Annotated in this window: 28 protein-coding genes and 1 other RNA gene; 22 read left to right on the forward strand and 7 right to left on the reverse strand. The window is 47.2% G+C overall.

Annotated elements, in window-relative coordinates; translation table 11 throughout:
• The first annotated feature begins 11 nt into the window (after positions 1–11).
• The gene (gene gcvPA, locus Q9R36_RS05715) at positions 12–1358 is read left to right on the forward strand and encodes an aminomethyl-transferring glycine dehydrogenase subunit GcvPA (protein ID WP_311224645.1); all 1347 of its coding nucleotides are present in this window, start codon (positions 12–14) and stop codon (positions 1356–1358) included.
• The gene (gene gcvPB, locus Q9R36_RS05720; protein WP_009794927.1) at positions 1351–2814 is read left to right on the forward strand and encodes an aminomethyl-transferring glycine dehydrogenase subunit GcvPB; all 1464 of its coding nucleotides are present in this window, start codon (positions 1351–1353) and stop codon (positions 2812–2814) included. The genes gcvPA and gcvPB overlap by 8 nt, the downstream gene beginning before the upstream one ends.
• A gap of 226 nt (positions 2815–3040) precedes the next feature.
• Here gcvPB and Q9R36_RS05725 read toward each other — a convergent pair whose 3' ends face one another.
• Positions 3041–3424 (reverse strand): rhodanese-like domain-containing protein, encoded by a 384-nt coding sequence (locus tag Q9R36_RS05725; protein ID WP_094767073.1) that lies wholly within the window; start codon positions 3422–3424, stop codon positions 3041–3043.
• Positions 3425–3663: 239 nt separating this feature from the next.
• Between Q9R36_RS05725 and Q9R36_RS05730 the strand changes: the two genes are divergently transcribed.
• From Q9R36_RS05730 to Q9R36_RS05745, 4 genes are all read left to right on the forward strand, one after another.
• The gene (locus tag Q9R36_RS05730) at positions 3664–4500 is read left to right on the forward strand and encodes a lipoate--protein ligase family protein (protein ID WP_009794929.1); all 837 of its coding nucleotides are present in this window, start codon (positions 3664–3666) and stop codon (positions 4498–4500) included.
• Positions 4501–4856: 356 nt separating this feature from the next.
• Positions 4857–7406 carry a vitamin B12-dependent ribonucleotide reductase gene (locus Q9R36_RS05735; protein ID WP_148949103.1) on the forward strand — a complete coding sequence of 850 codons (2550 nt, stop codon included), beginning with the start codon at positions 4857–4859 and terminating at the stop codon, positions 7404–7406.
• A 139-nt stretch (positions 7407–7545) separates the two neighbouring features.
• Complete coding sequence (gene splB / locus Q9R36_RS05740) at positions 7546–8571, forward strand: spore photoproduct lyase (protein WP_009794932.1); 1026 nt, start codon at positions 7546–7548, stop codon at positions 8569–8571.
• Between the two features lie 102 nt (positions 8572–8673).
• Complete coding sequence (locus Q9R36_RS05745; RefSeq protein ID WP_009794933.1) at positions 8674–9561, forward strand: patatin-like phospholipase family protein; 888 nt, start codon at positions 8674–8676, stop codon at positions 9559–9561.
• Between the two features lie 89 nt (positions 9562–9650).
• Here the strand turns inward: Q9R36_RS05745 and Q9R36_RS05750 are convergent, their stop codons facing one another.
• On the reverse strand, positions 9651–10031 hold the full coding sequence (locus Q9R36_RS05750; RefSeq protein WP_009794934.1) for an SA1362 family protein: 381 nt from the start codon (positions 10029–10031) through the stop codon (positions 9651–9653).
• Positions 10032–10078: 47 nt separating this feature from the next.
• Positions 10079–11023, reverse strand: a complete 945-nt coding sequence (locus Q9R36_RS05755) for a DUF1385 domain-containing protein (protein ID WP_094767077.1) — start codon at positions 11021–11023, stop codon at positions 10079–10081.
• 247 nt (positions 11024–11270) lie between these two features.
• Between Q9R36_RS05755 and Q9R36_RS05760 the strand changes: the two genes are divergently transcribed.
• The 4 genes from Q9R36_RS05760 (at position 11271) to efp (ending at position 13950) form a co-directional block, all read left to right on the forward strand.
• On the forward strand, positions 11271–11786 hold the full coding sequence (locus tag Q9R36_RS05760) for a YqhR family membrane protein (RefSeq protein WP_009794936.1): 516 nt from the start codon (positions 11271–11273) through the stop codon (positions 11784–11786).
• A gap of 78 nt (positions 11787–11864) precedes the next feature.
• A complete protein-coding gene (aroQ, locus tag Q9R36_RS05765; RefSeq protein ID WP_009794937.1) occupies positions 11865–12305 on the forward strand; it encodes a type II 3-dehydroquinate dehydratase in 441 nt (146 codons plus the stop codon).
• 1 nt (position 12306) lies between these two features.
• Positions 12307–13368 (forward strand): M24 family metallopeptidase, encoded by a 1062-nt coding sequence (locus Q9R36_RS05770; RefSeq protein WP_101550273.1) that lies wholly within the window; start codon positions 12307–12309, stop codon positions 13366–13368.
• 24 nt (positions 13369–13392) lie between these two features.
• On the forward strand, positions 13393–13950 hold the full coding sequence (gene efp, locus Q9R36_RS05775; RefSeq protein ID WP_009794939.1) for an elongation factor P: 558 nt from the start codon (positions 13393–13395) through the stop codon (positions 13948–13950).
• A 63-nt stretch (positions 13951–14013) separates the two neighbouring features.
• Here the strand turns inward: efp and Q9R36_RS05780 are convergent, their stop codons facing one another.
• The gene (locus Q9R36_RS05780) at positions 14014–14175 is read right to left on the reverse strand and encodes a hypothetical protein (protein ID WP_165352522.1); all 162 of its coding nucleotides are present in this window, start codon (positions 14173–14175) and stop codon (positions 14014–14016) included.
• A 125-nt stretch (positions 14176–14300) separates the two neighbouring features.
• Between Q9R36_RS05780 and ssrS the strand changes: the two genes are divergently transcribed.
• A non-coding RNA gene (ssrS, locus tag Q9R36_RS05785) (6S RNA) lies at positions 14301–14483 on the forward strand.
• A gap of 41 nt (positions 14484–14524) precedes the next feature.
• Here ssrS and Q9R36_RS05790 read toward each other — a convergent pair.
• Positions 14525–15190: an SIMPL domain-containing protein gene (locus Q9R36_RS05790; protein ID WP_311224646.1), complete on the reverse strand. Its 666-nt coding sequence runs from the start codon at positions 15188–15190 to the stop codon at positions 14525–14527.
• A gap of 68 nt (positions 15191–15258) precedes the next feature.
• Positions 15259–15984: a uracil-DNA glycosylase family protein gene (locus Q9R36_RS05795; protein WP_306009030.1), complete on the reverse strand. Its 726-nt coding sequence runs from the start codon at positions 15982–15984 to the stop codon at positions 15259–15261.
• A gap of 188 nt (positions 15985–16172) precedes the next feature.
• On the opposite strand from Q9R36_RS05795, the gene spoIIIAA reads away from it, so the two are divergent.
• From spoIIIAA to Q9R36_RS05835, 8 genes are read left to right on the forward strand one after another with little or no spacing between them, the layout of a single operon-like run.
• A complete protein-coding gene (gene spoIIIAA, locus Q9R36_RS05800; RefSeq protein WP_022544178.1) occupies positions 16173–17102 on the forward strand; it encodes a stage III sporulation protein AA in 930 nt (309 codons plus the stop codon).
• Positions 17099–17614, forward strand: a complete 516-nt coding sequence (gene spoIIIAB / locus Q9R36_RS05805; RefSeq protein ID WP_009794944.1) for a stage III sporulation protein SpoIIIAB — start codon at positions 17099–17101, stop codon at positions 17612–17614. Before spoIIIAA ends, spoIIIAB begins: the two co-directional genes overlap by 4 nt.
• 56 nt (positions 17615–17670) lie before the next feature.
• Positions 17671–17877 carry a stage III sporulation protein AC gene (gene spoIIIAC, locus Q9R36_RS05810; protein WP_009794945.1) on the forward strand — a complete coding sequence of 69 codons (207 nt, stop codon included), beginning with the start codon at positions 17671–17673 and terminating at the stop codon, positions 17875–17877.
• A gap of 14 nt (positions 17878–17891) precedes the next feature.
• Positions 17892–18281 (forward strand): stage III sporulation protein AD, encoded by a 390-nt coding sequence (gene spoIIIAD, locus Q9R36_RS05815; RefSeq protein ID WP_087944257.1) that lies wholly within the window; start codon positions 17892–17894, stop codon positions 18279–18281.
• A gap of 37 nt (positions 18282–18318) precedes the next feature.
• Positions 18319–19518, forward strand: a complete 1200-nt coding sequence (gene spoIIIAE, locus Q9R36_RS05820; protein ID WP_101550267.1) for a stage III sporulation protein AE — start codon at positions 18319–18321, stop codon at positions 19516–19518.
• 11 nt (positions 19519–19529) lie between these two features.
• Positions 19530–20150, forward strand: a complete 621-nt coding sequence (gene spoIIIAF / locus Q9R36_RS05825; protein ID WP_094767082.1) for a stage III sporulation protein AF — start codon at positions 19530–19532, stop codon at positions 20148–20150.
• The gene (gene spoIIIAG, locus Q9R36_RS05830; RefSeq protein WP_094767083.1) at positions 20150–20815 is read left to right on the forward strand and encodes a stage III sporulation protein AG; all 666 of its coding nucleotides are present in this window, start codon (positions 20150–20152) and stop codon (positions 20813–20815) included. Before spoIIIAF ends, spoIIIAG begins: the two co-directional genes overlap by 1 nt.
• Position 20816: 1 nt before the next feature.
• Positions 20817–21380 carry a SpoIIIAH-like family protein gene (locus Q9R36_RS05835; RefSeq protein WP_009794951.1) on the forward strand — a complete coding sequence of 188 codons (564 nt, stop codon included), beginning with the start codon at positions 20817–20819 and terminating at the stop codon, positions 21378–21380.
• Positions 21381–21815: 435 nt separating this feature from the next.
• Here the strand turns inward: Q9R36_RS05835 and Q9R36_RS05840 are convergent, their stop codons facing one another.
• Positions 21816–23297, reverse strand: coding sequence for a methyl-accepting chemotaxis protein (locus tag Q9R36_RS05840; protein ID WP_129612049.1), 1482 nt, complete (start codon positions 23295–23297; stop codon positions 21816–21818).
• Between the two features lie 226 nt (positions 23298–23523).
• Here Q9R36_RS05840 and accB point away from each other — a divergent pair, with 226 nt between their 5' ends.
• The 3 genes from accB to Q9R36_RS05855 are packed head-to-tail and all read left to right on the forward strand — an operon-like array spanning position 23524 to position 25814.
• Positions 23524–24024: an acetyl-CoA carboxylase biotin carboxyl carrier protein gene (gene accB, locus Q9R36_RS05845; RefSeq protein WP_129612048.1), complete on the forward strand. Its 501-nt coding sequence runs from the start codon at positions 23524–23526 to the stop codon at positions 24022–24024.
• Positions 24025–24036: 12 nt separating this feature from the next.
• Complete coding sequence (gene accC, locus Q9R36_RS05850; protein ID WP_129612047.1) at positions 24037–25395, forward strand: acetyl-CoA carboxylase biotin carboxylase subunit; 1359 nt, start codon at positions 24037–24039, stop codon at positions 25393–25395.
• Positions 25396–25409: 14 nt separating this feature from the next.
• Positions 25410–25814, forward strand: coding sequence for an Asp23/Gls24 family envelope stress response protein (locus Q9R36_RS05855; RefSeq protein ID WP_009794956.1), 405 nt, complete (start codon positions 25410–25412; stop codon positions 25812–25814).
• Positions 25815–26005 lie beyond the last annotated feature (191 nt).

Here is a 26005-nt window from a genome sequence, read left to right on the forward strand (position 1 = left end):
AGGGGAAAAACATGACGCATCGCTATCTGCCTATGACAGAAACAGACAAAAAGGAAATGCTTGAGAAGATCGGGGCAAGTTCGATTGATGAACTGTTCAGTGATATACCTGAAGCTGTCAGGTTTAAGGGAGAGTACAATATTAAACCGGCAAAGCCGGAAACGGCATTATTGAAGGAGCTTACCAAGCTGGCAGGAAAGAATGCCGACCTCAGGTCCAATTCATCCTTCCTCGGAGCCGGTGTCTATGATCATTATATGCCGGTGATTGTGGACCACGTCATTTCCCGCTCCGAATTCTATACGGCCTATACACCGTATCAGCCGGAGGTTTCGCAGGGGGAGCTGCAGGCCATCTTTGAATTCCAGACGATGATCTGCGAACTGACTGGCATGGATGTAGCCAATTCTTCCATGTATGACGGCGGCACTGCCCTCGCTGAGGCAGCCATGCTTTCAGCTGGCCAGACGCGCCGCAAGAAAATCCTGATCTCCGAGGCTGTACATCCGGAATCGAAGGATGTTGTCAGAAGTTATGCAAAGGGGCAATATATAGAGGTTGTTGAAATTCCGCATAAGGACGGAATCACAGATATGGATGTGCTGAAAGAGCAGATGGACAGCGATACAGCTGCAGTCATTGTTCAATACCCTAACTTCTTCGGCCGCATAGAGCCGCTGAAAGAGCTTGAGGAAGTCATCCATGCCCAAAAATCCATGTTCGTTGTATCAAGCAATCCGCTTTCCTTGGGCGCATTAACGCCTCCAGGCAAGTTTGGCGCCGATATTGTGGCAGGGGATGCGCAGCCATTCGGGATCCCTACGGCATTCGGGGGACCTCATTGCGGTTATTTTGCCGTCACCTCCAAACTGATGAGAAAGGTGCCGGGCCGCCTTGTCGGGCAGACGATTGATGAAGAAGGCCGCCGCGGCTTCGTACTTACCCTTCAGGCAAGGGAACAGCATATCCGCCGTGATAAAGCGACTTCCAACATCTGCTCCAACCAAGCCTTGAATGCTCTTGCTGCATCTGTCGCCATGACAGCCCTCGGCAAAAAGGGAGTCAGGGATATTGCCGTCCAGAATATGCAGAAAGCCCGCTATGCCAGGGATCAGTTCAAGAAGGCCGGATTCGAGCTTGCCTTTGAAGGCCCGATCTTTAATGAATTTGTCGTAAAGCTGAATGCACCAGTCAAGGAGATCAATAAGAGCCTGCTCGATAAAGAAATCATCGGCGGCTATGATCTTGGCAGAAGCTATCGTTCACTGGAAAACCATATGCTGGTTGCCGTGACAGAGCTTCGCACGAAAGAAGAAATCGATACTTTTGTTAAAGAATTGGGGGATTACCATGCATAATCAAGACCAGCCGCTGATTTTTGAAATAAGCAAGCCGGGCCGCACAGGCTACAGCCTGCCGGAACTCGATGTACCTGAAGTGGATGTGGCTGAATTGCTGCCTGAAGGATACCTGCGTGAAGAAGAGCCTGAGCTTCCGGAAGTATCGGAATTGGACATCATGAGGCACTATACTGCTCTCTCAAAAAGGAATCATGGCGTGGATTCAGGTTTTTATCCGCTGGGATCATGCACAATGAAATACAATCCGAAGATCAATGAAAATGTAGCACGCTTTAACGGTTTTGCCCATATTCATCCCCTGCAGGAGGAAAGCTCTGTCCAGGGTGCATTGGAGCTGATGTATGACCTTCAGGAGCATTTAATTGAGATTACCGGAATGGACGAAGTGACGCTGCAGCCGGCAGCAGGTGCACACGGGGAATGGACAGGGCTGATGATGATCAGGGCTTTCCATGAATCCAATGGCGACACCGGCAGGACAAAGGTTATTGTCCCGGATTCAGCCCACGGGACAAATCCGGCATCAGCAACGGTCGCCGGCTTTGAAACCGTCACCGTTAAATCGAATGAGAACGGCCTAGTAGACCTTGAGGATCTGCGACGGGTAGTCGGATCCGATACAGCGGCCCTGATGCTGACGAACCCGAACACGCTTGGACTGTTTGAAGAAAACATTCTTGAAATGGCAGAGATTGTGCATGGTGCCGGCGGCAAGCTTTATTATGACGGTGCCAACCTGAATGCGGTCCTTTCCAAAGCGCGCCCTGGAGATATGGGATTCGATGTTGTCCATCTGAATCTCCATAAAACATTCACAGGACCTCACGGAGGGGGAGGACCCGGGTCAGGTCCGGTCGGCGTCAAGAAAGACCTGATACCCTATCTGCCTAAACCGATCGTTGCTAAGCGCGGTGAGGAATTTGTCCTTGATTATGACCGACCGCAATCGATTGGAAGGGTCAAACCGTATTATGGAAACTTCGGCATCAATGTGCGCGCTTATACTTATATCCGCACAATGGGGCCGGACGGCTTGAAAAATGTCACCGAATTCGCAGTCCTGAATGCGAATTATATGATGAGGCGCCTGGCGGAATACTACGATCTGCCATTCGACAGGCACTGCAAGCATGAGTTTGTACTCAGCGGCAAGCGCCAGAAAAAGCTTGGCGTCAGAACGCTTGACATTGCGAAGCGCCTGCTCGACTTCGGCTATCATCCGCCTACCATCTACTTCCCGCTGAATGTAGAAGAATGCATCATGATCGAGCCGACTGAAACAGAATCAAAAGAAACACTGGACAGCTTCATTGAAGCCATGATCCAGATTGCCAGGGAAGCGGAGGAAAATCCTGAAATCGTGCAGGAAGCGCCGCATACGACGGTCATCGGCCGCCTGGATGAGACCCTGGCTGCAAGAAAACCGGTCCTCCGGTATAAGAAAGAAGCTTAAGTTTCATGGCATTGAGGGGCGAAACACGGCATCAGCGCTGTGCTTCGCCCTATCTCTTTTGGCTTAGTATGTTCCCTGCTGATTTTGGGCACATTCGTGTGAAACTCTGTTTCTAACGCATATTTATTCTTGAAATGGAGTAATGCTTCATATGATCACACGGAAAAAGGGTCCCGCCTTAAGGCTGGACCCTTTCTTGCTCATGTATAGAAGGGAAGTGCCTCCCTTATTTCTTCGCTTTAATTTTGCCTGACCATTTTTTGAAGCCGCCCTGCAGCTGGTGGAGATCTTTATAGCCTCTGCGGTATAAAAACTGGGCTGCACGTCCGCTGCGCATCCCGCTTTGGCAGTACAGATACACAGGCTTGTCCGGACGGATTTCCTTCATGCGCATTTTCATCTGGGATAACGGGATATTTCTGGACCCGAGGATATGGCCGGCATCGAATTCATTCGGCTCCCGGACATCAATCAGCTGAGCCTTCCGGTATCCTGCGCGGAATTCATCCTCTGTCAGGGTCTTGACGACTTTGCGCTGATAGAGCCATGTAACGACAGAGTAGGTAACAAAGCCCCCGATAATGATTAAAAGAATATAAAGTGTATCCAATGTGACTTCTCCTTTCACGTATAGCTACGCCAGCTTTTATTATATAAGCCGGCAGGCATGTGAGTAAAGGAATTCCTGCAAAATTCACGTATTTCTCACGTTTTCGGATTTGCTGGAGACAAAGCGGGCGAGACGTAAATTGAAATATTAGGCAAGGGCTGTTTGCTTTGTTTTTTCCGCCCACTTTGATAGACTAGAGAACATGTGCAAGACTCAAAACATGAAAAAGAGGGTTACATATGCTAAAAGAAACTTGGAGATTTATTGATTCGGGATATGGTTCCCCATCTTTCAATATGGCTTTGGATGAGGCACTCCTCGAGTGGAACAGCGAGGGAAAGATCCCGCCTGTCATCCGCTTCTACGGATGGGATCCGGCAACGCTTTCCATTGGCTATTTTCAAAAAGCGGAAAAGGAAATCGATATGGATGCAGTCAAAAAGCACGGGCTGGGGTTTGTCCGCCGTCCGACAGGCGGAAGGGGCGTCCTGCATGAACATGAGCTTACATACAGCGTCATCGTTTCAGAGGACCATCCTGAAATGCCGAAAACAGTCACAGAGGCCTACCGGGTGATTTCTGAAGGAATCCTTAAGGGATTCCACAATCTTGGAATGGATGCCTATTTTGCTGTTCCGAAGACAGCCGAGGAAAGGGAGTCGCTGAAGAACCCGCGTTCCTCCGTCTGCTTTGATGCACCAAGCTGGTATGAGCTTGTTGTTGAGGGAAGAAAGGTTGCCGGAAGCGCCCAGACAAGGCAGAAGGGTGTTATCCTCCAGCATGGATCCATCCTCCTCGACCTTGATGAAGATAAGCTTTTCAGCCTGTTCAAGTATCCGAATGACCGTGTGAAGGAAAGGATGCAGAGAGCGTTCAAAAGCAAAGCCGTTGCCATCAACGAGCTGAGCCGGGACAAAGTTACAATCGGGCAGGCCAAGGAAGCCTTCAGAAAGGGCTTTGAAGAAGGTCTTGACATTCATCTTGAACCTTATGAGCTTTCCGCCGAAGAAATGGAATATGTGAACAAAATTGCAAAAGACCGATATGAAAACGATGAATGGAACTTTAAAAGATAAAAAGCGGCCCTGTCGCTTTTTTTCTGTTTGATACAGAAATTGGCACACCCAGAATATGAATATTTTTCCAAGGGGTCCGCATATAAAACGCAAGCCCCGAAATTTGCCGAAAATAATCGTTTACTGTCATTAATCGGACAATATCTCTTCTTATCTCTGAAATCTAGTTTTTTCTGCGTTTGACAAAATCAAATTGATTTGACCTCCAATACAATATATAGTGGTGTCGAAAATATTTTATATACTATATATTGATTTTGAGGTTTTAGATATGATAACTTAAGGGTATTCAAAAAAACAAATAGAAGCTTGGCTTTCTATTATTAATAGAAAGATACATTGAAGGAGCTGTGTGTATGTCTGTCGTTCTAGGACAAAAAGCAAAAGTGAACATCGAACAATTAAACAAGGATATCCGCCTATTTCCCCAGGTGCATCCGATCACCCCTGATATGAAAATCACCCATAAAGGGGTTTCCCGTCTGGTCATGCTGGACCGCTATACTTTCAAGGATACAGAAAAGATTACTCTGGCGAACGGGGACTTCGTTGTCCTGACGGTCAAAGAAGATCCAAAATTCCCTGCCCGCGGCCTCGGCTTCATCCAGGAGATTGACTGGGAGAACAAGACAGCCAAAGTATTGGTGGAGGAAGAATTCCGCGGAGTACTGGATAATCCGGACGAACCGGTGATTACGAAATCGCTGGATGTGATTGAGAAGCCGCTTGAAATCTATTATGAGCAGATTGCAAAGCGCAATGCGACAGGCCTGGCAGCTGCAGAGGCAACAGAAGAGAAGCGCAAAGAATGGTTTGAGAAATTCTACCACGAGCTTGTGAGCCTGAACTTCATCCCTGCCGGAAGGGTGCTTTACGGTGCTGGCGCGGATACGGATGTTACTTACTTTAACTGCTATGTCATGCCGTTTGTACAGGATTCCCGGGAAGGGATTTCAGAGCATCGCAAGCAGGTAATGGAAATCATGAGCAGGGGCGGCGGCGTCGGAACAAACGGATCGACCTTAAGGCCGCGCAACACGCTGGCCCGCGGAGTGAACGGCAAATCTTCCGGTTCGGTTTCATGGCTTGATGATATTGCGAAACTGACTCATTTGGTTGAACAGGGCGGATCAAGGAGAGGTGCGCAAATGATCATGCTCACCGACTGGCATCCTGATATCATCGAATTCATCATCTCAAAAATGCAAAACCCGCGCATCCTCCGTTTCCTGCTGGAAAACACACAGGATGAAACAATCAAGCGCTATGCCAGTGAAAAGCTGAAGTTCACTCCGCTGACTGAGCAGGAGACCAATATGTATCAGGGAATCATCAACTATAAGCAAATCCCCGGTCTTGGCGGCTTCAGCGAGAAAATCATCAAGGATGCGGAAAATAAGCTTGCTGCCGGAGGCAATTATACTGTCCATAATCCTGAGTTCCTGACTGGCGCCAATATTTCCGTGTGCCTGACAAAGGATTTCATGGATGCCGTTGAAAAAGATGCAGAGTATGAGCTGCGCTTCCCTGATGTGGAGTCATATGATGCTGAAACGATGAAGATCTACAATGAAGAATGGCATAAAATCGGTGATGTCCGCGAATGGGAAAAGCTGGGCCACAAAGTGCGCACCTACCGCAAAATCAAGGCAAAAGAGCTTTGGAACCTGATCAATATCTGCGCAACTTATTCAGCGGAGCCAGGCATTTTCTTCATCGACAATGCGAATGATATGACAAATGCACAAGCCTACGGACAGAAGGTAGTAGCGACAAACCCTTGCGGAGAGCAGCCGCTGGCGCCTTACTCTGTCTGCAATCTCGCCGCTGTCAATCTTGCTGAAATGGCTGACAAGGAAAACAAAACGGTCGACTTTGAAAAGCTGGCCCGCACTGTTGAAGTTGGCGTCCGCATGCAGGATAACGTCATTGACGCGACACCATACTTCCTTGAAGAAAACAAAAAGCAGGCTCTGGGAGAGCGCCGTGTCGGACTTGGTGTAATGGGGCTGCATGATCTGCTGATTTACTGTGAAACAGAATACGGTTCAGAAAAAGGCAACGAACTGATCGACAAAGTATTTGAAACGATTGCTGTAACCGCATATAAAGCTTCAGTTGAGCTGGCAGGTGAAAAAGGCAGCTTCCCGTTCCTTACAGGGGCAACGGATGAAGAAACAAGCAGGCTCCGCCAGAACTTCACAGAGACTGGATTTATGCAGAAAATGCCAGAAGATGTGAGACAGTCCATCCTTGAAAAAGGAATCCGCAATTCCCACCTGCTGACTGTAGCACCGACAGGATCCACAGGTACAATGGTCGGGGTGTCTACAGGGCTTGAGCCATACTTCTCCTTCTCTTATTTCAGGAGCGGCCGATTAGGGAAGTTCATTGAGGTGAAGGCAGATATCGTACAAGAGTATCTGGACCGCAACCCTGACGCAGATCCTGAGAACCTGCCGGAATGGTTTATTTCCGCTATGGAGCTTTCCCCTGAAGCGCATGCTGATGTTCAATGTGTCATCCAGCGCTGGATTGACAGTTCTATAAGCAAGACGGTCAATGCACCGAAGGGCTATAGCGTTGAACAGGTGGAAGGTGTGTATGAACGCCTGTACCGCGGCGGGGCGAAAGGCGGAACAGTATATGTCGACGGTTCCCGCGACTCGCAGGTCCTTACGCTGAAAGCGGAAGAAAACACCTTCGATGAGGAAGAAACGAAAGAGGAAAAGCCGAAGCAGCGTGTTGTGCTGGTTGACACAATCAGTGACCTCAGATCGACAGATGTAACCATCGGCTCTGAAGTAGGCAACACCTGCCCGGTATGCCGCCAAGGCAAGGTAAAAGAAATCGGCGGCTGCAATACCTGCACAAACTGTAATGCCCAATTGAAATGCGGCTTGTAAAATTTTCATAAACAGTAAAAAGAGGATGGAAAAATTTTTCCGTCCTCTTTTTTTTGGTTTTGCCCCAATAATGCTCATACTACAAAAAAGTGCCGGCGACATGCCTGAGCCAAGCAAACATAGAAACGGGGTTATAAAGATGAAACCATTCATGCCGCAGCTTGTGTATATAGAACCGAAAGCGCTTGAATATCCTTTGGGAAAGGAGCTGAAGGAGAAATTTGAGGAGCTAGGCATCGAAATCCGCGAAACCACTTCCCACAACCAGGTGCGCGGCATCCCGGGGAATAATGAGCTTCAGCAGTACCGGAATGCAAAATCGACACTTGTAGTAGGCATCAGGAGGACGCTCAAATTCGATACGTCCAAACCGTCAGCCGAGTATGCCATCCCGCTTGCAACAGGATGCATGGGGCATTGCCATTACTGCTATCTGCAGACAACCCTTGGAAGCAAGCCGTATATCCGCACATATGTAAACCTTGAGGATATCTTTGCTCAGGCTGAAAAATATATGGAGGAGCGGGCGCCTGAAGTCACCCGATTTGAAGCTGCCTGTACCTCGGATATTGTAGGGCTTGACCATTTGACGCACTCATTGAAAAAGACGATTGAATTCATCGGGGGGACAGAGTATGGAAGACTCCGCTTTGTGACTAAGTACCACCATGTCGACCATCTGCTTGATGCCAAGCATAATGGCAAGACAAGGTTCCGCTTCAGCGTCAATTCACGATATGTAATCAAGAATTTTGAACCGGGCACCTCCACTTTCGATGAACGGCTCGAAGCGGCCAGGAAGGTTGCAGGGGCGGGATATCCTTTAGGTTTTATCGTGGCGCCAATCTATCTTCATGAAAACTGGAAAGAAGGATATTATGAGCTTTTTGAAAGGCTGAAGCAGTCGCTGGATGGCATAGAGCTTAAAGATCTTACTTTTGAACTTATTCAGCACCGTTTCACTAAGCCTGCCAAGAAGGTCATAGAAAAACGCTATCCGAAAACAAAGCTTGAAATGGATGAAGAAAAGCGGAAATATAAGTGGGGCCGCTACGGAATAGGAAAATATGTATACCAGAACGATGAAGCAAAGGAAATGGAAGAAACCATCCGAAGTTATGTCCATTCCTTTTTTCCGGAAGCAGAAGTCCAGTATTTTACGTAACCTGATATTTTATCCTGAATAATTAATTTGTCCGCCGTACTATTTTTGCAGCTGCCCGATTAAAGATGTATCAAGCAGGTATCATCGACGGGGGTGGCTTGCATGTATATAGACGGCGTTTTTTCAGGCGGCGGCATTAAAGGCTTTGCGCTGATCGGTGCTTTGGAGGTCATTGAGCAGAAAGGATTCCGCTTTGAAAGGGTGGCCGGCACGAGCGCGGGCTCGATTGTTGCCGGACTTTCTGCTGCAGGATACACAAGCAGCGAAATGTTCGATCTGATGAATGAACTTGACTTGAAAAAGCTGCTGGATGCCAGGAGGACGCTGCTTCCATTTTCGGCAGCTAAGTGGCTGCTCTTGTATTGGCGACTTGGATTGTACAAGGGAAACGAGCTGGAAAGGTGGATTGCAGAAAAGCTCGCTGCAAGGGGGATCCGTACATTTGGCGACCTCGCACCACAGAAGCTTAGAGTCATTGCATCAGATCTGACCAACGGCCGGCTTGTCGTCTTACCGGATGATTTAATGAGCTACGGGGTCGACCCTGGCCGATTCTCCGTAGCGAAGGCTATCCGGATGAGCTGCAGCCTGCCTTATTTTTTTGAACCGGTCAAACTGAAGTCTTATGAAGGAGAAACAAGTCTCTTAGTCGATGGGGGAGTGCTGAGCAATTTTCCGATGTGGCTCTTTGACAAGGAAAATGTCAAAAAGCTCCGGCCAGTACTTGGGATCAAGCTGAGCCATGATGTCTTGAACAGGGAGAAAAATAAAATCAATAATGCGATCCAGCTCTATGAGGCGCTCTTTGAGACAATGAAGGATGCCCATGATGCACGCTATATTTCCCGGAAGCATGCAAAGAATATCATTTTTGTTCCGACAGAGGGCATCGTTTCTACAGAATTTGGCCTTACCGCTGAAAGAAAAGAAGAGCTGCTGGAGCTCGGGAGGCGGTCAGCGAGGAAGTTTTTTTCTCAATGGACCTATTGAGGGAATTAAAAAGCACTGCCCCATATTGGCAGTGCTTCCGCTGGCCGGCCATTTACAGCCAGCAGGAGTAATACTAATCTGCCCGGGCATCAAAGGGAGGCCCGGTTCTTTTTTTTGCCTTTTTTTCCGTCAATGACGGTTAAATGAGATGGAGACTTGCGGGCTTTTGTTTTCCTTAAGGATGTGAGCGAACCGACACTTGCCTTCCTGGTGCTGGCAGGTTCTTTCTGATATTTCCTTTTAGATTTCTTAGCTGCTTTAACAAATGCCTGCTGCTCTTTTTTCATAGGGCCAGCTTTGTAGAAACGGCGAAACAGAAAGTATACGGCAGCACCAATGAGGGCCATTACGGCTATACTCTGCAAAAAACCGGCAGGGTCGTTTACCAATCTGCCTGTTATTCCGATTATTGCGAGGCCGATGAGGCCGGCAACAATGTACAATGAAGTCCGGTTATTCAAAAAAGCCACCTCCCTATGAGCATGATGAGCATTTTCACTTGCTTTTAAACTATATTTTATACAATTTCTTCTGTTTTATTAGCGTCCTCGGTTTCCTTTTCCTTTTTTAGCAGTTCGTTAAACGAAAGAATGGCAACTTCTGTCTGTTTATCATCCGGTTCTTTGGTCGTCAGGAGCTGAAGCCAGAGTCCGGGAAGGCCGAGCCATTTCAGAACAGGCACATGCCTGACCTTATTCGTCAGCTGCAGGACCTCAAAGGAGATTCCGAGAACGACTGGAATCAGGGCAAGGCGGTTTAAAATCCTGACCCAAAGCGGATCGGTCGGCACAAACATATAAATGAAGACGCCGACAATGACGGTGAAGAGGATAAAGCTGCTGCCGCAGCGATAATGGAGCCTGGACTGCGCCTGCACATTTTCGACCGTCAGCTCCTTGCCGTTTTCAAAAGCATTTATTACTTTATGCTCTGCACCATGGTACTGAAACACCCGCCTGATGATCGGGGTCAATGAAACGAAATAAATATAGCCAAGCAGAAGGATGAGCTTGAAAAATCCTTCTACCAATACCTGGGAAAAATCACTCGAAAAAATCGGCTTTGTCAAGGCCGCCAGGAATACCGGAACAAGGGTGAAGATAAATTTCCCGAACAGGAATGAAATGACCCCTATGGCTGCCACGCCGAGCCACATGGTCAGCTTGGATGGCTCCTGTTCTTTTAAGGTATGATCCTCGCTTGGATCAAGATCAAATCTCTCTGTTGAGAAATTCAAGTGCTTCGAACCGTTCGCACTTGCTTCAATAATGGCTGCTATCCCTCTAAGGAAAGGGATTTTCTTGATCGTCCGGAGAGACGGATTGGACTTTCTCGGCAGATGGAAGTATTCAATAGATTCATCCTTCCTTCTGACTGCTGTGACATAATGATGCTTGCCGCCGAACATGACGCCTTCAACTACCGCCTGGCCGCCATAAACGGGCTTTTGGTCTTTAGACATATATGTAACACCAACCTATTGTGTACTGGGCCGAAACAGCATATTGAAAAAAGTGGATCGTGCCTGAAAGGCACTTTTTGCATAAGCTGAATGTACCTATATTTATTCTACTAAAAAACGGATAAAACCTCTAGAGCGGAGCGAAAGTAAGATTATTTCAGCCTCGCAGCCGATGAACCTTCAATTTTTGGTTTTGATGTAATTGAAAAAATAACCATGGGCATACTAAAGCAATGGAGGTGGAAAAATGAAGGAAGAACATGCAAAGCTTGAACAAAATCAGAGGGAAAAGCCGATGTCCTTCATGGCTATGGTCATCATCACTGGATTTGTCGGGGGAGTGCTTTGGAGCGGGCTGGCTTATCTGGCTTACGTCTTTAACCTGACTGAAATCCATCCAAGGGTTATCCTGGAGCCATGGGCTATAGGCGGATGGAAGAAGACGTGGCTTGGGACGGTCATTTCGCTTGTATTCATAGGGATTGTCTCCATCGGGGCAGCCATCATCTATTATGCCCTGCTTAGAAAGATCAAAAGCATCTTTGCGGGGGCAGCCTACGGAATTGCGCTTTTCCTGCTGGTCTTTTTTGTACTGAATCCCATTTTTCCAGGCATCAGCCCGCTGAGGGATCTGGATAAAAATACAATCATTGCCTCTGTCTGTTTTTATATTCTTTATGGAGTATTCGTCGGCTTCTCTATTTCTTATGAAGAAAATGAAATCAGGTTCAGGGAAGATAAGGAAAAAGAAACTGCAACATAATATGGTTTCGGTGTGCTGCCGATTTCAATTGTGATAGAATGTTCTTATGGACATTCTTTTTTTCACGGGAGCCTATTTATGAAAAAAATACTACTATTAAACGGGCCGAACCTGAATATGCTGGGCAAGCGGGAGCCCGGTATTTATGGGGAGACCACACTGAAGCAGCTGGAAGAGCGGATTGCAGAGCTGGCCCGCGAATACGGGGCAGAACTGGAAGCCTGCCAGTCCAATCATGAAGGGGCGCTCATCGATAAGCTTTATGAAGCGAATGAGGCTGAGTTCGATGGCGTGATCTTTAATCCCGGAGCCTTCACACATTACAGCTACAGCCTTCGGGACTGCATAGCAGGCATAAGCGTGCCTGTCATTGAAGTACATATATCGAATATCCACGCCCGGGAGCCCTTCCGCCATGTATCTGTCACCGCAGCGGTTACGGCGGGGCAGGTCGTCGGCCTGGGGCTCAAGGGATATGAGCTGGCATTATCCGCACTACTGGAAAAGGGGAGAAATTAGGATGGAGAAATTAGAGAAGCTTCGCGCTGCATTTGGACAGCATTCAATCGATGGGATGCTGGTTACAAGCAATTATAACAGAAGATATTTAACCGGTTTCACCGGTTCTGCTGGAGTGGTGCTGATCAGCGGGGAAAAAGCACAGTTCATCACAGATTTCCGCTATGTCGAACAGGCCGGGAAGCAGTGTGAAGGCTTTGAAATCGTTCAGCATTCAGGCAATATCGTCGAAGAGGCGGCCAGGCAGGCGAGGAATCTGGGGATCCAGAAGCTTGGCTTTGAGCAGGATCATGTATCATTTGCTTCCTTCAAAGCCTATGAAGCAGCAGCAGAAGCAGAGCTTGTTCCGGTAAGCGGGGCAATTGAAAAGTTACGCTTGATTAAGACGGAGTCAGAGATTAAGATATTAAAGGAAGCTGCGAGCATTGCCGATAAGGCATATACTCATATTCTGGACTATATACGCCCCGGCAGGACAGAGCTGGAGGTTTCGAATGAACTGGAATTCTTTATGAGAAAAGCAGGTGCAGCCTCTTCTTCTTTTGACATCATTGTTGCATCCGGATATAGATCTGCCCTTCCGCACGGAGTGGCAAGCGATAAGGTAATTGAAAAAGGGGATATGGTTACACTTGATTTCGGCGCCTATTATAATGGCTATGTATCCGACATTACCCGCACCCTTGCTGTGGGTGAGCCGGACAGCAAGCTGAAGGATATCTATCATATAGTCCTTGAAGCTCAGCTTAAGGGTCTTGAAGGCATCAAACCGGGCATTTCCGGAAAAGAAGCAGACGCCCTGACCCGCGACCACATCAGCAGCAAAGGCTATGGAGAGTATTTCGGGCATTCGACAGGACATGGAATCGGTCTTGAGGTCCACGAGGGTCCTGGGCTTGCATCCAGATCTGATGTCATCCTTGAAGAGGGGATGGTCGTCACGGTCGAACCTGGCATCTACATCCCTGGCCTTGGCGGTGTGCGCATTGAAGATGATACAATCATTACAAAGGACCATAACGAAAAGCTCACTCATTCAACTAAAGAACTAATCATTCTGTAATTGCATATTAGGAGGACATAACACATGATTTCTGTAAATGATTTTCGTACAGGATTGACAATCGAAGTAGATAACGGCATTTGGAGAGTAATGGATTTTCAGCATGTTAAGCCAGGAAAAGGCGCAGCGTTTGTTCGTTCAAAGCTCCGCAACCTGCGCACCGGCGCTATCCAGGAAAAAACCTTCCGTGCCGGCGAGAAGGTAGGCAAGGCGCAGATTGATAACCGCAGAATGCAATACTTATACGCAAGCGGCGATCAGCACGTATTCATGGACAACGAGTCTTACGAGCAAATTGAACTGCCTGAAAACTCTATTGAGTATGAGCTGAAGTTCCTTAAAGAAAATATGGAAGTCCAGATCATGATGTATCAGGGAGAAACGCTTGGTGTTGAACTTCCAAACACTGTTGAGCTTGAAGTGACAGAAACTGAGCCTGGAATCAAAGGTGATACTGCTTCAGGCGGAACCAAGCCTGCTACACTTGAAACCGGCCTGATTGTTCAGGTTCCTTTCTTCATCAACCAGGGAGATGTCCTGATCATCAACACAACTGAAAGCTCTTATGTGTCCAGAGCCTAATCGGTGAAAAAAAGGAATACCCGCGTGGCATTATGCCAGCGGGTATTTTTTTGATTTAAACTGTTAAAGCTTCCTTCCGGTCGTTCCCGGAGATTGATCGGTATTTCCGGGATTATTATATTCCGGGTCAGAGGATGCCGGTTTGCTGTTGCTTTTTGTTCCGCCAAGATATTGGTCGGGATCCTGCTGCTCTTTTAAAAATTTTTCGTGATTTTCATTTACCATTCGGTAGCCACCCCTTCGGTACTCTTTTTGCCGCACTCTTTTTAGTATGCGCTTTTAAAATCATGCTTATGAAAAAATGGCTTAAAGCTATTGCCTTTATAGAAATGTTATTGTAATATAATTAATACAAGCTGCGTTGTTCGTTTGTATATGAAGTTTCAACCTTTATGTAGTAATAGGGAGCCCTAAATCGGAATCAGGACGGCATGCCTCTATACAGAGGACACCCGGAAAGAATTCCTGCGGACACCCACCTGTTGGAGCAGGTTTGAAACTCCATATAAATCGGCGGCAACTGCGGCCCTTAATATGTTATCCCAAAGCAATGGCCAATCGGCTGTTGCTTTTTTTAATATACAAAGTCTGCTGTAACATAGGCAGTAACTTCCATAGTGCCAGGTTCTATTGAAGTACCAGCGGCCGCGCTTTTTACAAACATGCCGGCTTCCCCTTGTATTGGCTGGCCGGGGGCAATGATTCCTTCAGTGACTGCTGCTGGTGTTTTAACCAGCTGTACATGAAGGGTCTTTGCAATAACAGAAGCCTTTTCATAGGCATCTATGACCGCGAGTGACAGAGCCTGCTTCTGAGGCTTTGATTCATCGGCTAAAAGCCTGACGGAAGAAATGATATTCGCTCCGTTTTCTGCAGCGGTATCCAATACTCGGCCGGCAGCTTCCACAGGTGAAACAATCACCCTTAATAAATGCTCTGCCTTATACCCTCTGAAAATCTGTTTCCCATCCTGAAAATCGTATTGCGGAAAAACGGAATAGTTGCTTGTCTGTATACTTTCTTCCGGCAGTCCAATCCTGATTAAAGCGTCCTGAATCCTGGAGATCGTCTGGGCCGCTTCCGCCTGTGCCTCAGCCAGGGAACTGCTCTCGGCCGAAACGCCAAAGATGGTCTCCGCTTTACTTGGCTTTACTTCGACGGTTCCCTTTCCTGTGACCCTGATGGTGTTCCGGCCCTGCTTCTGGAGGGGCTGCCCTGAAATGCCTTGATTTTTATACATATACTGTCCTCCCCCTAATCCTTCTTGCTTTAATTTATTGGTTTCCGGCCGGCAGCAGAACAAAATCATCAGCTAAAATACTTTCTGATTTTGCCTGCCAGCTCCTCCTTCTTTTCCTCAAGGTGTCTGAAACGATGTCCATTTGCCCCGGAGGGATGGGGAAATCCAGATAAACAGAGTTCAGGTTTGATCAGCCCGCTGTTTATCCATCCTTCCAATATGCTGTCAGCCGCCTTGCCGAGGGGGATGATCAAGGGAGAATCCAGCGGCTGTATATCCGTTCTGAATGTTTCTTCTGCATAGCTCAGCAGAAACGGGCTCCGGCTTAATTCCGGGTCATGGCCTGTGTAGTTCTTTCCTTTATTGAAAACAGGATATTTTACAAGTGAGGATGTATGAAGGATAGAATCATCATCATGAAAGAGTTTCATGGAGTAATCGATGCCAAGGCACTCGGCCAGGCCAATGCTGTCCAGCATTTCCGCCAGATTTTTTCTCATGGGTCCTGAAAAGCGTCCTTCTGCTTTCACCCTCTTCAGCATCTCTGAGTCAGGAACCTTTCCAATCAAATGCCTTGCGAGTGTGATGCTTTTGTTCATTTGCGCCCATCCAGGCGTAATGCCAAGTATCAACACTTGAGCTCTGCTATTCACATATTCATTATGGGGCGAGTAATAGATCTGGAGAGCACCATATTTTTCAATCAGCAATCCCGGATGCAGCAGGTCTTCTTTTGTATATGTTTCTTTTAAAGGAAGCTTCTTAATTTCCTCTTTATACCTGGTAAACAGCATATCCCTCTCCTTTCCCTGTCATTATTCATGATACCCATATTCTCTGCATGATAAAGAATCTTTTTCCTTTGTTTCTATCCGAAAAACCATTTATGGAAAAGGGACAAATATTGTCATATTGCTCCTGGAACGACATACATTTCTTAGTAGCGAAAATAAAAGACAGTAAAGCTATAAGGAGGATTTTTGTGGAAACAGTTGCAGCCTTTTTGCCAAAAAATTTATCAGACAAGCTGAAAAATGTCCCTCCTGAAATGATGGAGCATCTTGAGGAAATCAGGATCAGGATCGGCAGGCCGCTTGAAGTGACAGCCAAAGGCATTCCCTGCTTCCTGCCCTATACAGTCGGAGCCGAAGATGCCGTCCACTTAATGAATAAAATCAGCCATTTTTCAATCTACACTTTGGAAGAGGAACTTAAGAGGGGCTATATCACAATAGAAGGCGGACACCGGGTGGGGCTTGCCGGGAAAGTTATTCTGGATGGAGGGAAAGTCAAGGCCATCCGTGATATCTCTTCCTTCAATATCAGGGTGGCAAGAGAGAAGATCGGGACAGCAGACAGGCTGATACCCTATTTATATAGCAGCGGCTGGCTCCACACTATGGTAGTCGGCCCGCCCCAGACAGGCAAGACCACACTGCTGAGGGATATTGCCCGGATTGTCTCCTCTGGTGCAGCGAATCCAGCTATTGCGGCACAGAAGGCCGGCATAGTGGACGAGCGGTCTGAGATTGCCGGAAGTGTCAGCGGCATTCCCCAGATGACCTTTGGGCCAAGAGTGGATGTCCTTGATGCCTGCCCGAAGGCGGAAGGGATGATGATGATGATCCGTTCCATGAGCCCGGATGTCCTGCTCGTTGATGAAATCGGCAGGCAGGAGGATGGGGAGGCCATCATGGAGGCTGTCCATGCGGGAATCAAGCTGATGATGACAACCCATGGACGTTCATGGGAGGAAATAAAGAACAGACCGACATTAAAGCAGATTCTTGAAAGCGGAATTTTTGAAAGATATGTGATTTTGGACCGGACAGGCGGCCCCGGAAATATTGCATCAATTCTGGACAAGTCAGGCAGGGAAATCCATCGGGAAGCGGCGGTGAACCTGGCATGATGAAGATCATCGGCGCCTGTTTCATCATCTTAGCCACTACATGGGCAGGATTTGAGGCATCAAAACATTTGAATGAGAGACCGCGCCAGCTGCGGCAGCTTAAGTCAGCGCTTCAATCGCTGGAAGCGGAAATCATGTACGGGCATACACCGCTCCACGAAGCGGCAAGAAGGCTGGCTGCCCAGCTTTCAAAGCCGCTGTCCTGGTTTTTTGAATCTTTTTCAAAGAAGCTTACAGATTCGGAAACAACCGTCAGGGCAGCCTGGGAAGAAAGCCTGAAAGAGGTGTGGAAGCTGACGGCCTTCAAGCAGGGAGAATTTGAGATCATGAAGCAGTTCGGGGAGACCCTCGGCCGCCATGACCGGTTTTCCCAGCAGAAACAAATCATGCTGGCACTCTCTCATCTGGAAAGGGAAGAAGCCGATGCTTATGAAAAACAGGCAAAATACGAACGAATGGTAAAAAGCCTTGGCTTCCTGTCAGGTCTCCTGTTGATCATTCTATTGATTTAAACCAGGGCTCGCACACGATGCAAGGAATATTTAAGCAGCGTATAGGAGGAGAAATGATGGGATTAGAGGTTGATATTATTTTTAAAATTGCCGGAGTAGGGATCGTAGTCGCCTTTTTGCACACCATTTTGGACCAGGTCGGAAAGAAAGAGTACGCACAGTGGGTCACTTTATTCGGCTTTATCTATATCTTGTTTATGGTTGCCTCGATTGTGGACGACCTCTTTCAAAAAATTAAGTCGGTATTTTTATTTCAAGGATAAGGGAGGGCTCAGCGATTGAGATCTTTCAAATAGCAGGCATCTCGCTGGTTGCAACCTTCCTTGCACTCGTCGTAAAAGAGCAGAAGCCCAACTTTGCTTTTCTGCTCGTTGTCTTTACCGGATGCAGCATTTTCCTGTTTCTCGTTGACCAGATTTATGCCATCATCCATATGCTTGAAAAGATTGCGGTAAATGCCAAAGTGAATCTTGTCTATGTAGAAACGATCCTCAAAATCATCGGGATCGCTTATATAGCGGAATTTGCGGCCCAGATTACGAAGGATGCAGGACAGGGTGCAATTGCCTCGAAAATTGAGCTCGGCGGCAAAATACTGATTCTGGCGATGGCCATCCCGATCCTGACTGTCCTGATTGAATCGATCATTCAGCTGATACCAAGTTAAAGTCACAGCAATCAGTTTTTCTAAATGAGGTGAATAGATGAAGCAGCGGCTGCCGTTTATTTTTCTAGTATTATTTCTCGCCACCTTCTGTGTGATGCCAGATGTACAAGCCTCCGGGGAAAACGAAGGAGAGAACGGGCCAAAGGGAGCTGAGGCGCTGGTTGAAGCCCAGCTTGAAACCCTTGAGCTTGATGAGCTGAAAGGTTTCTGGGAAAAAGTTTCAAATGAATATGGCGGCTTTTTGCCGGAAAGCCAGAAAGGCAGTTTATATGAATTTATTAAGGGAGATAAAGAATTCTCCCTGAAGGAATGGATGCTCGGGGGGCTGAAGTTTCTCTTTCATGAGTTTCTCGTAAATGGAAAGCTTCTTGGCTCTCTCATCATCCTGACGGTCTTCAGCATGTTTTTGCAGTCCCTTCAGAATTCTTTTGAAAAGAGCTCTGTCAGCAAAGCCGCTTATTCCATCATCTTTATGGTTCTGGTGATCATCGCACTGAACAGCTTCCGGGTTGCGGTTGATTACAGCATCGAAGCCATCAGCACAATGACCTCTTTCATCCTGGCGCTCGTACCGCTCCTTTTGGCTCTGATCGCTTCGTCTGGCGGGCTGGTGTCGGCTGCATTTTTCCATCCTGTCATACTGTTTTTGATGAATATCAGCGGATTGTTCATCCAATATGCGGTGCTGCCCCTTCTATTTCTTTCAGCGGTACTCAGCATCGTGAGTGTCCTTTCAGAAAATTACAAGGTGACGCAGCTTGCCAATCTTCTGCGGAACTGGAGCATAGGCCTTCTGGGATTGTTCGTGACCATTTTCCTTGGGGTCATCTCAGTCCAGGGAGCTTCTGCCGCAATTACGGACGGCGTGACCTTGAGGACCGCGAAATTCATCACAGGAAATTTCATCCCCGTCATCGGAAGGATGTTCACGGATGCCACAGATACAGTCATCAGTGCATCAGTGCTCTTGAAAAATACAGTGGGGATCGCGGGAGTCGCGATTCTGCTGATTATCGCAGCGTTTCCGGCAATCAAGATTCTTATGATTGCTTTTATATATAAATTTGCAGCAGCTGTCCTCCAGCCGCTCGGCGGGGGCCCGGTCATCGCCTGCCTCGACATCATCAGCAAGAGCGTCATCTACGTATTTGCGGCACTCGCCCTTGTGTCTCTTATGTTTTTCTTAAGCATAACCGTCATAATCGCTGCAGGAAATCTGACCATGATGATGAGATAGGGGTGACCGATATGGAGTTCATAAAAGAGTGGGTTACAAACATCATATTATTTGTTCTTCTGGCGACTGTTGTGGACATGCTCCTGCCGAATTCAAGCCTGCAGAAGTATACGAAGATGGTGACCGGTCTGCTTCTGATCACCATCATCCTGTCCCCGGTCCTCAAGCTGTTCACCCAGGATTTTGAAGAAGCCATTGGAAAAATAAATATCACTGAAACAGCGGAAGATCATAATATGGAAAATTTAATAGAAATGAAGAAAAAAGAAATACAAGCTTCAACCAGTGCATATATTTTAGAAGAAATGGCTGTCCAATTGAAAACGGACGCAGAAAAGGAGCTGATGGAACAGTACGGATTGGAAATTAGTGATGTAAGTCTAATCGTGGATGAAAATAATCAGAGTGCCTTCCCTGAGAATCTGGAGAAGGTCAGCATCCAGCTAAAGCAGCAGGTTCCTGAAGAAAAAGCAGTCGAAGTGGTCTCCATGGTAGAAATCAATACGAACCAACCCTTTCCATCAAGCGCAGAAACAGATGAATCAAACGATATCGCTTCACTTCTTGCTCAAAAATGGAATATCAAGGAAGAATCTATCGAAGTCATGATAGAAGGGGGGAACAAGGATTAATGGACAATGAAAAGGGGCCGCTGGCTTGGATAAAGAAACACCTGATGGGAAGCGGTGAAAATAAGAAGCAGGGAAAATATCAATATTTGCTGATCGCCCTATTATTCGGGGCAGCGATCATGCTCATCAGCAGCTCCTTTTTCAAGGAGGAAGAAGCTGGCGGGGTGCTTCCTGCTTTCAGCAGCCAGGAAGGGAAGGAAGCTGAAGATGTCCCGGCCTTTGGCCAAAAGAAGACAGGCGGGAACGGGTCTATCACTGATTATGAAAAAGCGTATGAAGCCCAGTTGAAGGAAGCGCTCGATTCCATTATTGGTGTCGATGATGTCACGGTTGTTGTCAATGTGGATGCAACTGAGAAGAAGGTATTGGAAAAGAACTCCACAACCAAGTCCCAAACGACCGATGAAACCGATCGGGAGGGAGGTAAAAGGAAAGTGGAGGATTTGTCCAAGGAAGACCAGCTGGTGATTATCAGAGATGGAGAAAAAGAGGTTCCGATAGTGGTGGAAACGAAGAAACCTGTTATACGGGGAGTACTCGTTGTCGCTAAAGGGGCCGATAACATACAAGTAAAAAAGTGGATCATTGAGGCTGTAACGCGGTCGCTGGATGTGCCAAGCCACCGTGTAGCTGTAATGCCAAAAAAATCTAAGGGGGAATCCTGAAATGCTATTGAAAAAACAAACAGTCTGGCTTTTAACAATGCTAAGTTTAGTCGTCGTGCTCTCTGTCTACTACATTACTACTCCTGAACAAAAAAGCAATGATCTGGCCGCAGTCGAGGAAAAGGCAAATGAAGAAACCGCAGGTGCAGAAGAGTCATCTGCTGAAGAAACTGCTTCTGAAGATGGCGAAACAGTCATCTCCGGTGTTTCCAGCGATGAAATGTTCGAAACGCTCCGCATGCAGATGGAAGATGAGCGCAGCCGGATGGAAGAGGAACTCACCAATGTCATGGCCTCCACAGATCTTTCCGCTGAAGAACGAAACGAAGCGAAGGAAAAAATCGACCAGCTTAGAGATGTTGCACAGAAAGAAATCCTTCTTGAAACAGTCATTAAAGCCATGGACTATGAAGACGTCCTTGTAAGGGCAGACGGAGAAAAAGTCCGCATCACCATCAAATCAAAAGAACACTCGCCAACAGCTGCCAACGAAATCATCCAAATGGTAAAAGGCGAAATCCCGCAGCTGCAGGTAGCATCAGTAGAATTTGAACCTGGGAAATAGAAAAGCAGAGGCGACTGTTCCAACAAGGAACGCAGGCTAAATGCGCCACGTCCTGTGGCAACGCTGCATGACCCGCATCCTGCGGGCCTCAAGCATAAGGCGCTTTGGAATTGAAGTCGTTCTTTGCCTTCAGTTCCGAAGTGACTTATGACTCGAGCACCTAGGAGCCGGAGCTGGACAAATAGAAAAGCGGAGGGCGCTCGTTCAGCCCCGACAAGCTTAAGACGAGCAGAGCGGAAGGTTGTTCTTTAACCTTCTGATCTGATTGGCTTAAGACTCGAGGGGCTAGCTCCCGGAGCTGGACAAATAGAAAAGCGGAGGGCGCTCGTTCAGCACCACTCTTGCAGATATGCTGAAAAGAGGCAGTGCATCACTGAATGCACTGCCTCTTTAATGTTTGATGCACACTAGGATAATAAATCTGCCGGGTTTCACTTACTTTTTCTGAAACTCCACCAGATCCTCCAGTGAATGATGAGCCTTTTTTATCGACGAGAAGATGTCTTCGTTTTGTTTTGCCTGCTCTCCGACAGAAGCAGAAAGCTCCTCGAGTGAAGCGCTTGCCTGCTCGATCACAGAGCTGAATTCTGTGACTGCATTCCCGATTGAATGGGAGGATTCCTTGATTTGCCTTGTCATGGAGCTGTATCTGGCAATATCCTCTTTCAGCCTGATGAAGGCTGTGAAGATTTCCTCAAACGCCTGCTGGGTGTCCGAAGTGAGCGTCAGGTTGCCGGTAATGGTTTTTCCTGCAGCTCCCAGGTCTTCTTTTGCTGCCTCTGTCTCCGAAATAACCTCCTGCAGATTTTCAGAAATCATCATGGCCGTTTTCCTTGTCAGGTCGGCGAGCTTTCTGACTTCATCTGCCACTACTGCGAATCCCTTCCCGCGTTCTCCTGCTCTGGCGGCCTCAATAGATGCATTCAATGCAAGCATATTTGTTTGAGATGCTATCTCCTGAATTGAATCGGTAAACGCAGAGGTATCCTGTATCCGCAGTGAGAGGCTGCTCATCTTCTCTATCGCGTTCTGCATTTCCTTATAAGATACGCCCATTTCTTCCGCCAATCTGCCGACCAGGGCATCGCCTGTCCGGGTGATCAGCTCGGCTGAAGCCGCATCCTGATGGAGCTTTTCTGACAGCAGGGTGGTGTCTTCTGCCTGTTTGTTTGCGACTGACAGAGATTGGTTAATTCCCATGATTGCCTCAGCCTGGGTCTGCATTCCGGCGGAAACCTCGGCAATAGATCGGGACATGCTGTATGCAGCTTCAAAATTTTTGCCGCTTCTCTCTTTCACCTGTTCAATCATTTCAGAAATATCAGCTGTGCCCTTGTCTATGGCCCTCCTGATTTCCTGATCGGTTTTCAGGAGCTGTGCTGTCTTTTCCTGAGAAAGAACTATGTTCTCGGCAAGCTTGCGCGATATGGAAAATTGAAATGAAAGGAGTACCGTTACTAAAAGGTAAAGCAGATAAATTGTCACATAATTTTTCATTTCCAATGGAAGGGTGCCATGATGAAGTGCTGTAAAAGCTGTAATGAGTGTGTTTCCAAGAAAAAATGCCAGCCAGAGCAAGACTGTATCCATATAGATGGCTGCTGCGGCAATGATGAAGTATGCGAGGAAAAAAGCTGTTGGCGAGACACTGTTTTCCATGATGATGAACATGACGGCGGTAATCAGGATCATGCTTGTATACGGTACAATATGAATGGCAGATGGAATGCGGTGGAGCAACCAAACAATGCAGAGGCCAATGCCCCCGGCAATCAGAATGGCAAGGATGACAGCCAGTTCCTTTTTCATTATAATATCTACAGCAGCCGCTAAGATAACGCTTACAAAAGCCGATTTAACAATCAGTGAATTTTTTCGGGCCAAATCTTCCCTTTTTATGCTCTCAAGCTTGTCCATTATGGTGTCCTCCGTCGAAATAAGTCTAATGCTGTAAGGTTTCGCTGTGCACAGGCATATTTCCTTTGAGGAATTTCACAAAAATTGAAAAAAACATTAAAATAGAAGGGCAGGATGCAAAAAGGTCCTGCTGCTTGAAAGAAGCCGGTTGAACTTTGGTGTGGTCTTATCGTATGATATTAGTATCTAGTCATAATTTTATTTAGGACAAGGGGTGCCGAATGGTATGTTAAAAGTACAAGAAATACGCGAGCTGATTAAGCTTGTTGATCAGTCTACTATCGATGAATTTGAATATGAGCACGAAGGATCTAAAATTAAAATGAAGAAAAGCGCGGCTGCAGAGGCTGCTGTTGTCCAGCCTGCGGCAGTGCAAAGGCCCATTGAGGTGCCTGTCCAGCAGCCTGCAGTTCCTGCGGCTTCTATTCAGGAAACAGCTCCGGCTGCCGTCCAGGAAGCTCCAAAGGAAACTGTACAGGATGCAGACTTACATAAAATCACCTCACCTATGGTAGGGACTTTCTATGCTTCACCATCGCCTGATGCCGATGTATATGTTAAATCAGGTTCAAAGGTATCAAAGGATTCTGTCGTCTGCATCGTTGAAGCCATGAAGCTGTTCAACGAAATCGAAGCAGAAGTGAATGGGGAAATTGTGGAAATACTGGTGAAAGACGGCCAGCTGGTCGAATACGGACAGCCATTATTTTTGGTGAAGCCTGAGTAAGGAGAGCTTTCGATGATAAAAAAATTATTAATTGCAAACAGAGGGGAAATTGCGGTACGGATCATCCGTGCCTGCAAGGAAATGGAAATAGAATCTGTTGCTGTCTATTCGGAAGCTGATAAAGAAGCATTGCATGTACAATTGGCGGATGAAGCATACTGCATCGGCCCGACAGCCTCCAAAGACAGCTATCTTAACTTTACGAATATCATTAGTGTTGCTAAACTGACAGGGTGTGATGCCATCCATCCCGGCTATGGATTCCTGGCGGAAAATGCTGCTTTTGCAGAACTGTGCCGCGAATGCAACATCATCTTTGTAGGCCCGACTCCCGAAGCCATCAATAAAATGGGCACGAAGGATATTGCCCGTGAAACAATGAGGGAAGCGGGAGTGCCGATTGTCCCTGGTTCACAGGGTGTCGTAAAGGACGTGGATGACGCCAAGGCACTGGCCGAAAAGATTGATTATCCCGTCATCATAAAGGCGACGGCCGGCGGAGGGGGTAAAGGCATCCGTGTAGCCCGCACCGAGGAAGAACTGGTAAAGGGAATCAATATCACCCAGCAGGAGGCCCTTACTGCTTTTGGAAATCCTGGCGTTTACATTGAAAAATATATTGAAGATTTCCGCCATGTGGAAATTCAGGTGCTTGCTGATAACTATGGCAATACACTTCATTTGGGCGAGAGGGACTGTTCGATTCAAAGAAGGCTTCAAAAACTCCTTGAAGAGACGCCATCTCCCGCACTTGACGGAGAAATCCGCGAAGAAATGGGGGCTGCCGCTGTTAAAGCTGCAAAAGCGGTTGATTATACAGGCGCCGGCACTGTAGAATTTATATATGACTATCAGAACCGAAAGTTCTATTTCATGGAAATGAACACAAGGATACAGGTAGAGCATCCTGTCACAGAAATGGTGACGGGGGTCGATCTGATCAAAGAACAGGTCAAGGTTGCATCCGGAGAAAAGCTTGCCCTTCGCCAGGATGAAGTTACTTTTAATGGCTGGGCGATAGAATGCAGGATCAATGCGGAAAACCCGGAGAAGAACTTCATGCCTTCAGCCGGGAGGATCAGTATGTACCTTCCTCCAGGAGGCCTTGGCGTCCGTGTCGATTCTGCAGCTTATCCGGGCTATATGATTCCGCCTTATTATGACAGCATGATTGCAAAGGTCATTACCTATGGCAGCAGCCGGGAAGAAGCCATTTCCCGCATGAAGAGGGCTTTAAGCGAATTTGTGGTCGAAGGTGTACACACGACCATTCCATTCCATCTTAAGCTGCTCAGCCACGAGAAATTTGTGGAAGGACAGTTCAATACCAAGTTCCTTGAGTTGTACGAAGTGATGAAGTCTGAAGATTAACCGGAGGTGCTGTAATGAGCGAGAACATTTTGGAAATGAGCCAGGGGAATACTGGGCATGGAAAAGTAGAAATAGCTCCTGAAGTCATTGAAGTGATTGCAGGGATCGCTGCCTCTGAGGTAGAAGGGGTTGCACAGATGCGCGGCAATTTCGCCTCAGGAGTCGTCGAGCGTTTAGGCAAGAAAAATCATGGTAAAGGCGTCAAGGTTGAATTGACTGAGGAAGGCATCAAGGTAGAGGTGTACTGCCTGATGAAATTTGGCATCTCAATCCCCGCCGTCGCCCAGGAAATCCAGGATAATATCCGCCAGGCCCTGTTGAACATGACTGCTCTTGAAGCACAGGAAATCAATATTCATGTGGTGGGCATCTTATTTGAAAACCAGAAGCTTGAGCCTGAAATTGAACAGGAAATCTGATCAGAAGAGCCAAAGACAGCTAATGTCTTTGGCTCTTTCCATTACTGGACCTGCAGAAGGATATGGAACTTTCTTGCAGATAGTATTAAAAAACACCTATGAATATAAGGCATAATGGCAAAAATATTGATGAACACAGTGCGAACCCGCTTTAGTTATGCTATTATCTTCTTATGTTATTTGGACAAAGA

The organism is Bacillus sp. AG4(2022) (genome assembly GCF_031844465.1).
Taxonomy (GTDB): Bacteria; Bacillota; Bacilli; order Bacillales; family Cytobacillaceae; genus Bacillus_AB; species Bacillus_AB infantis.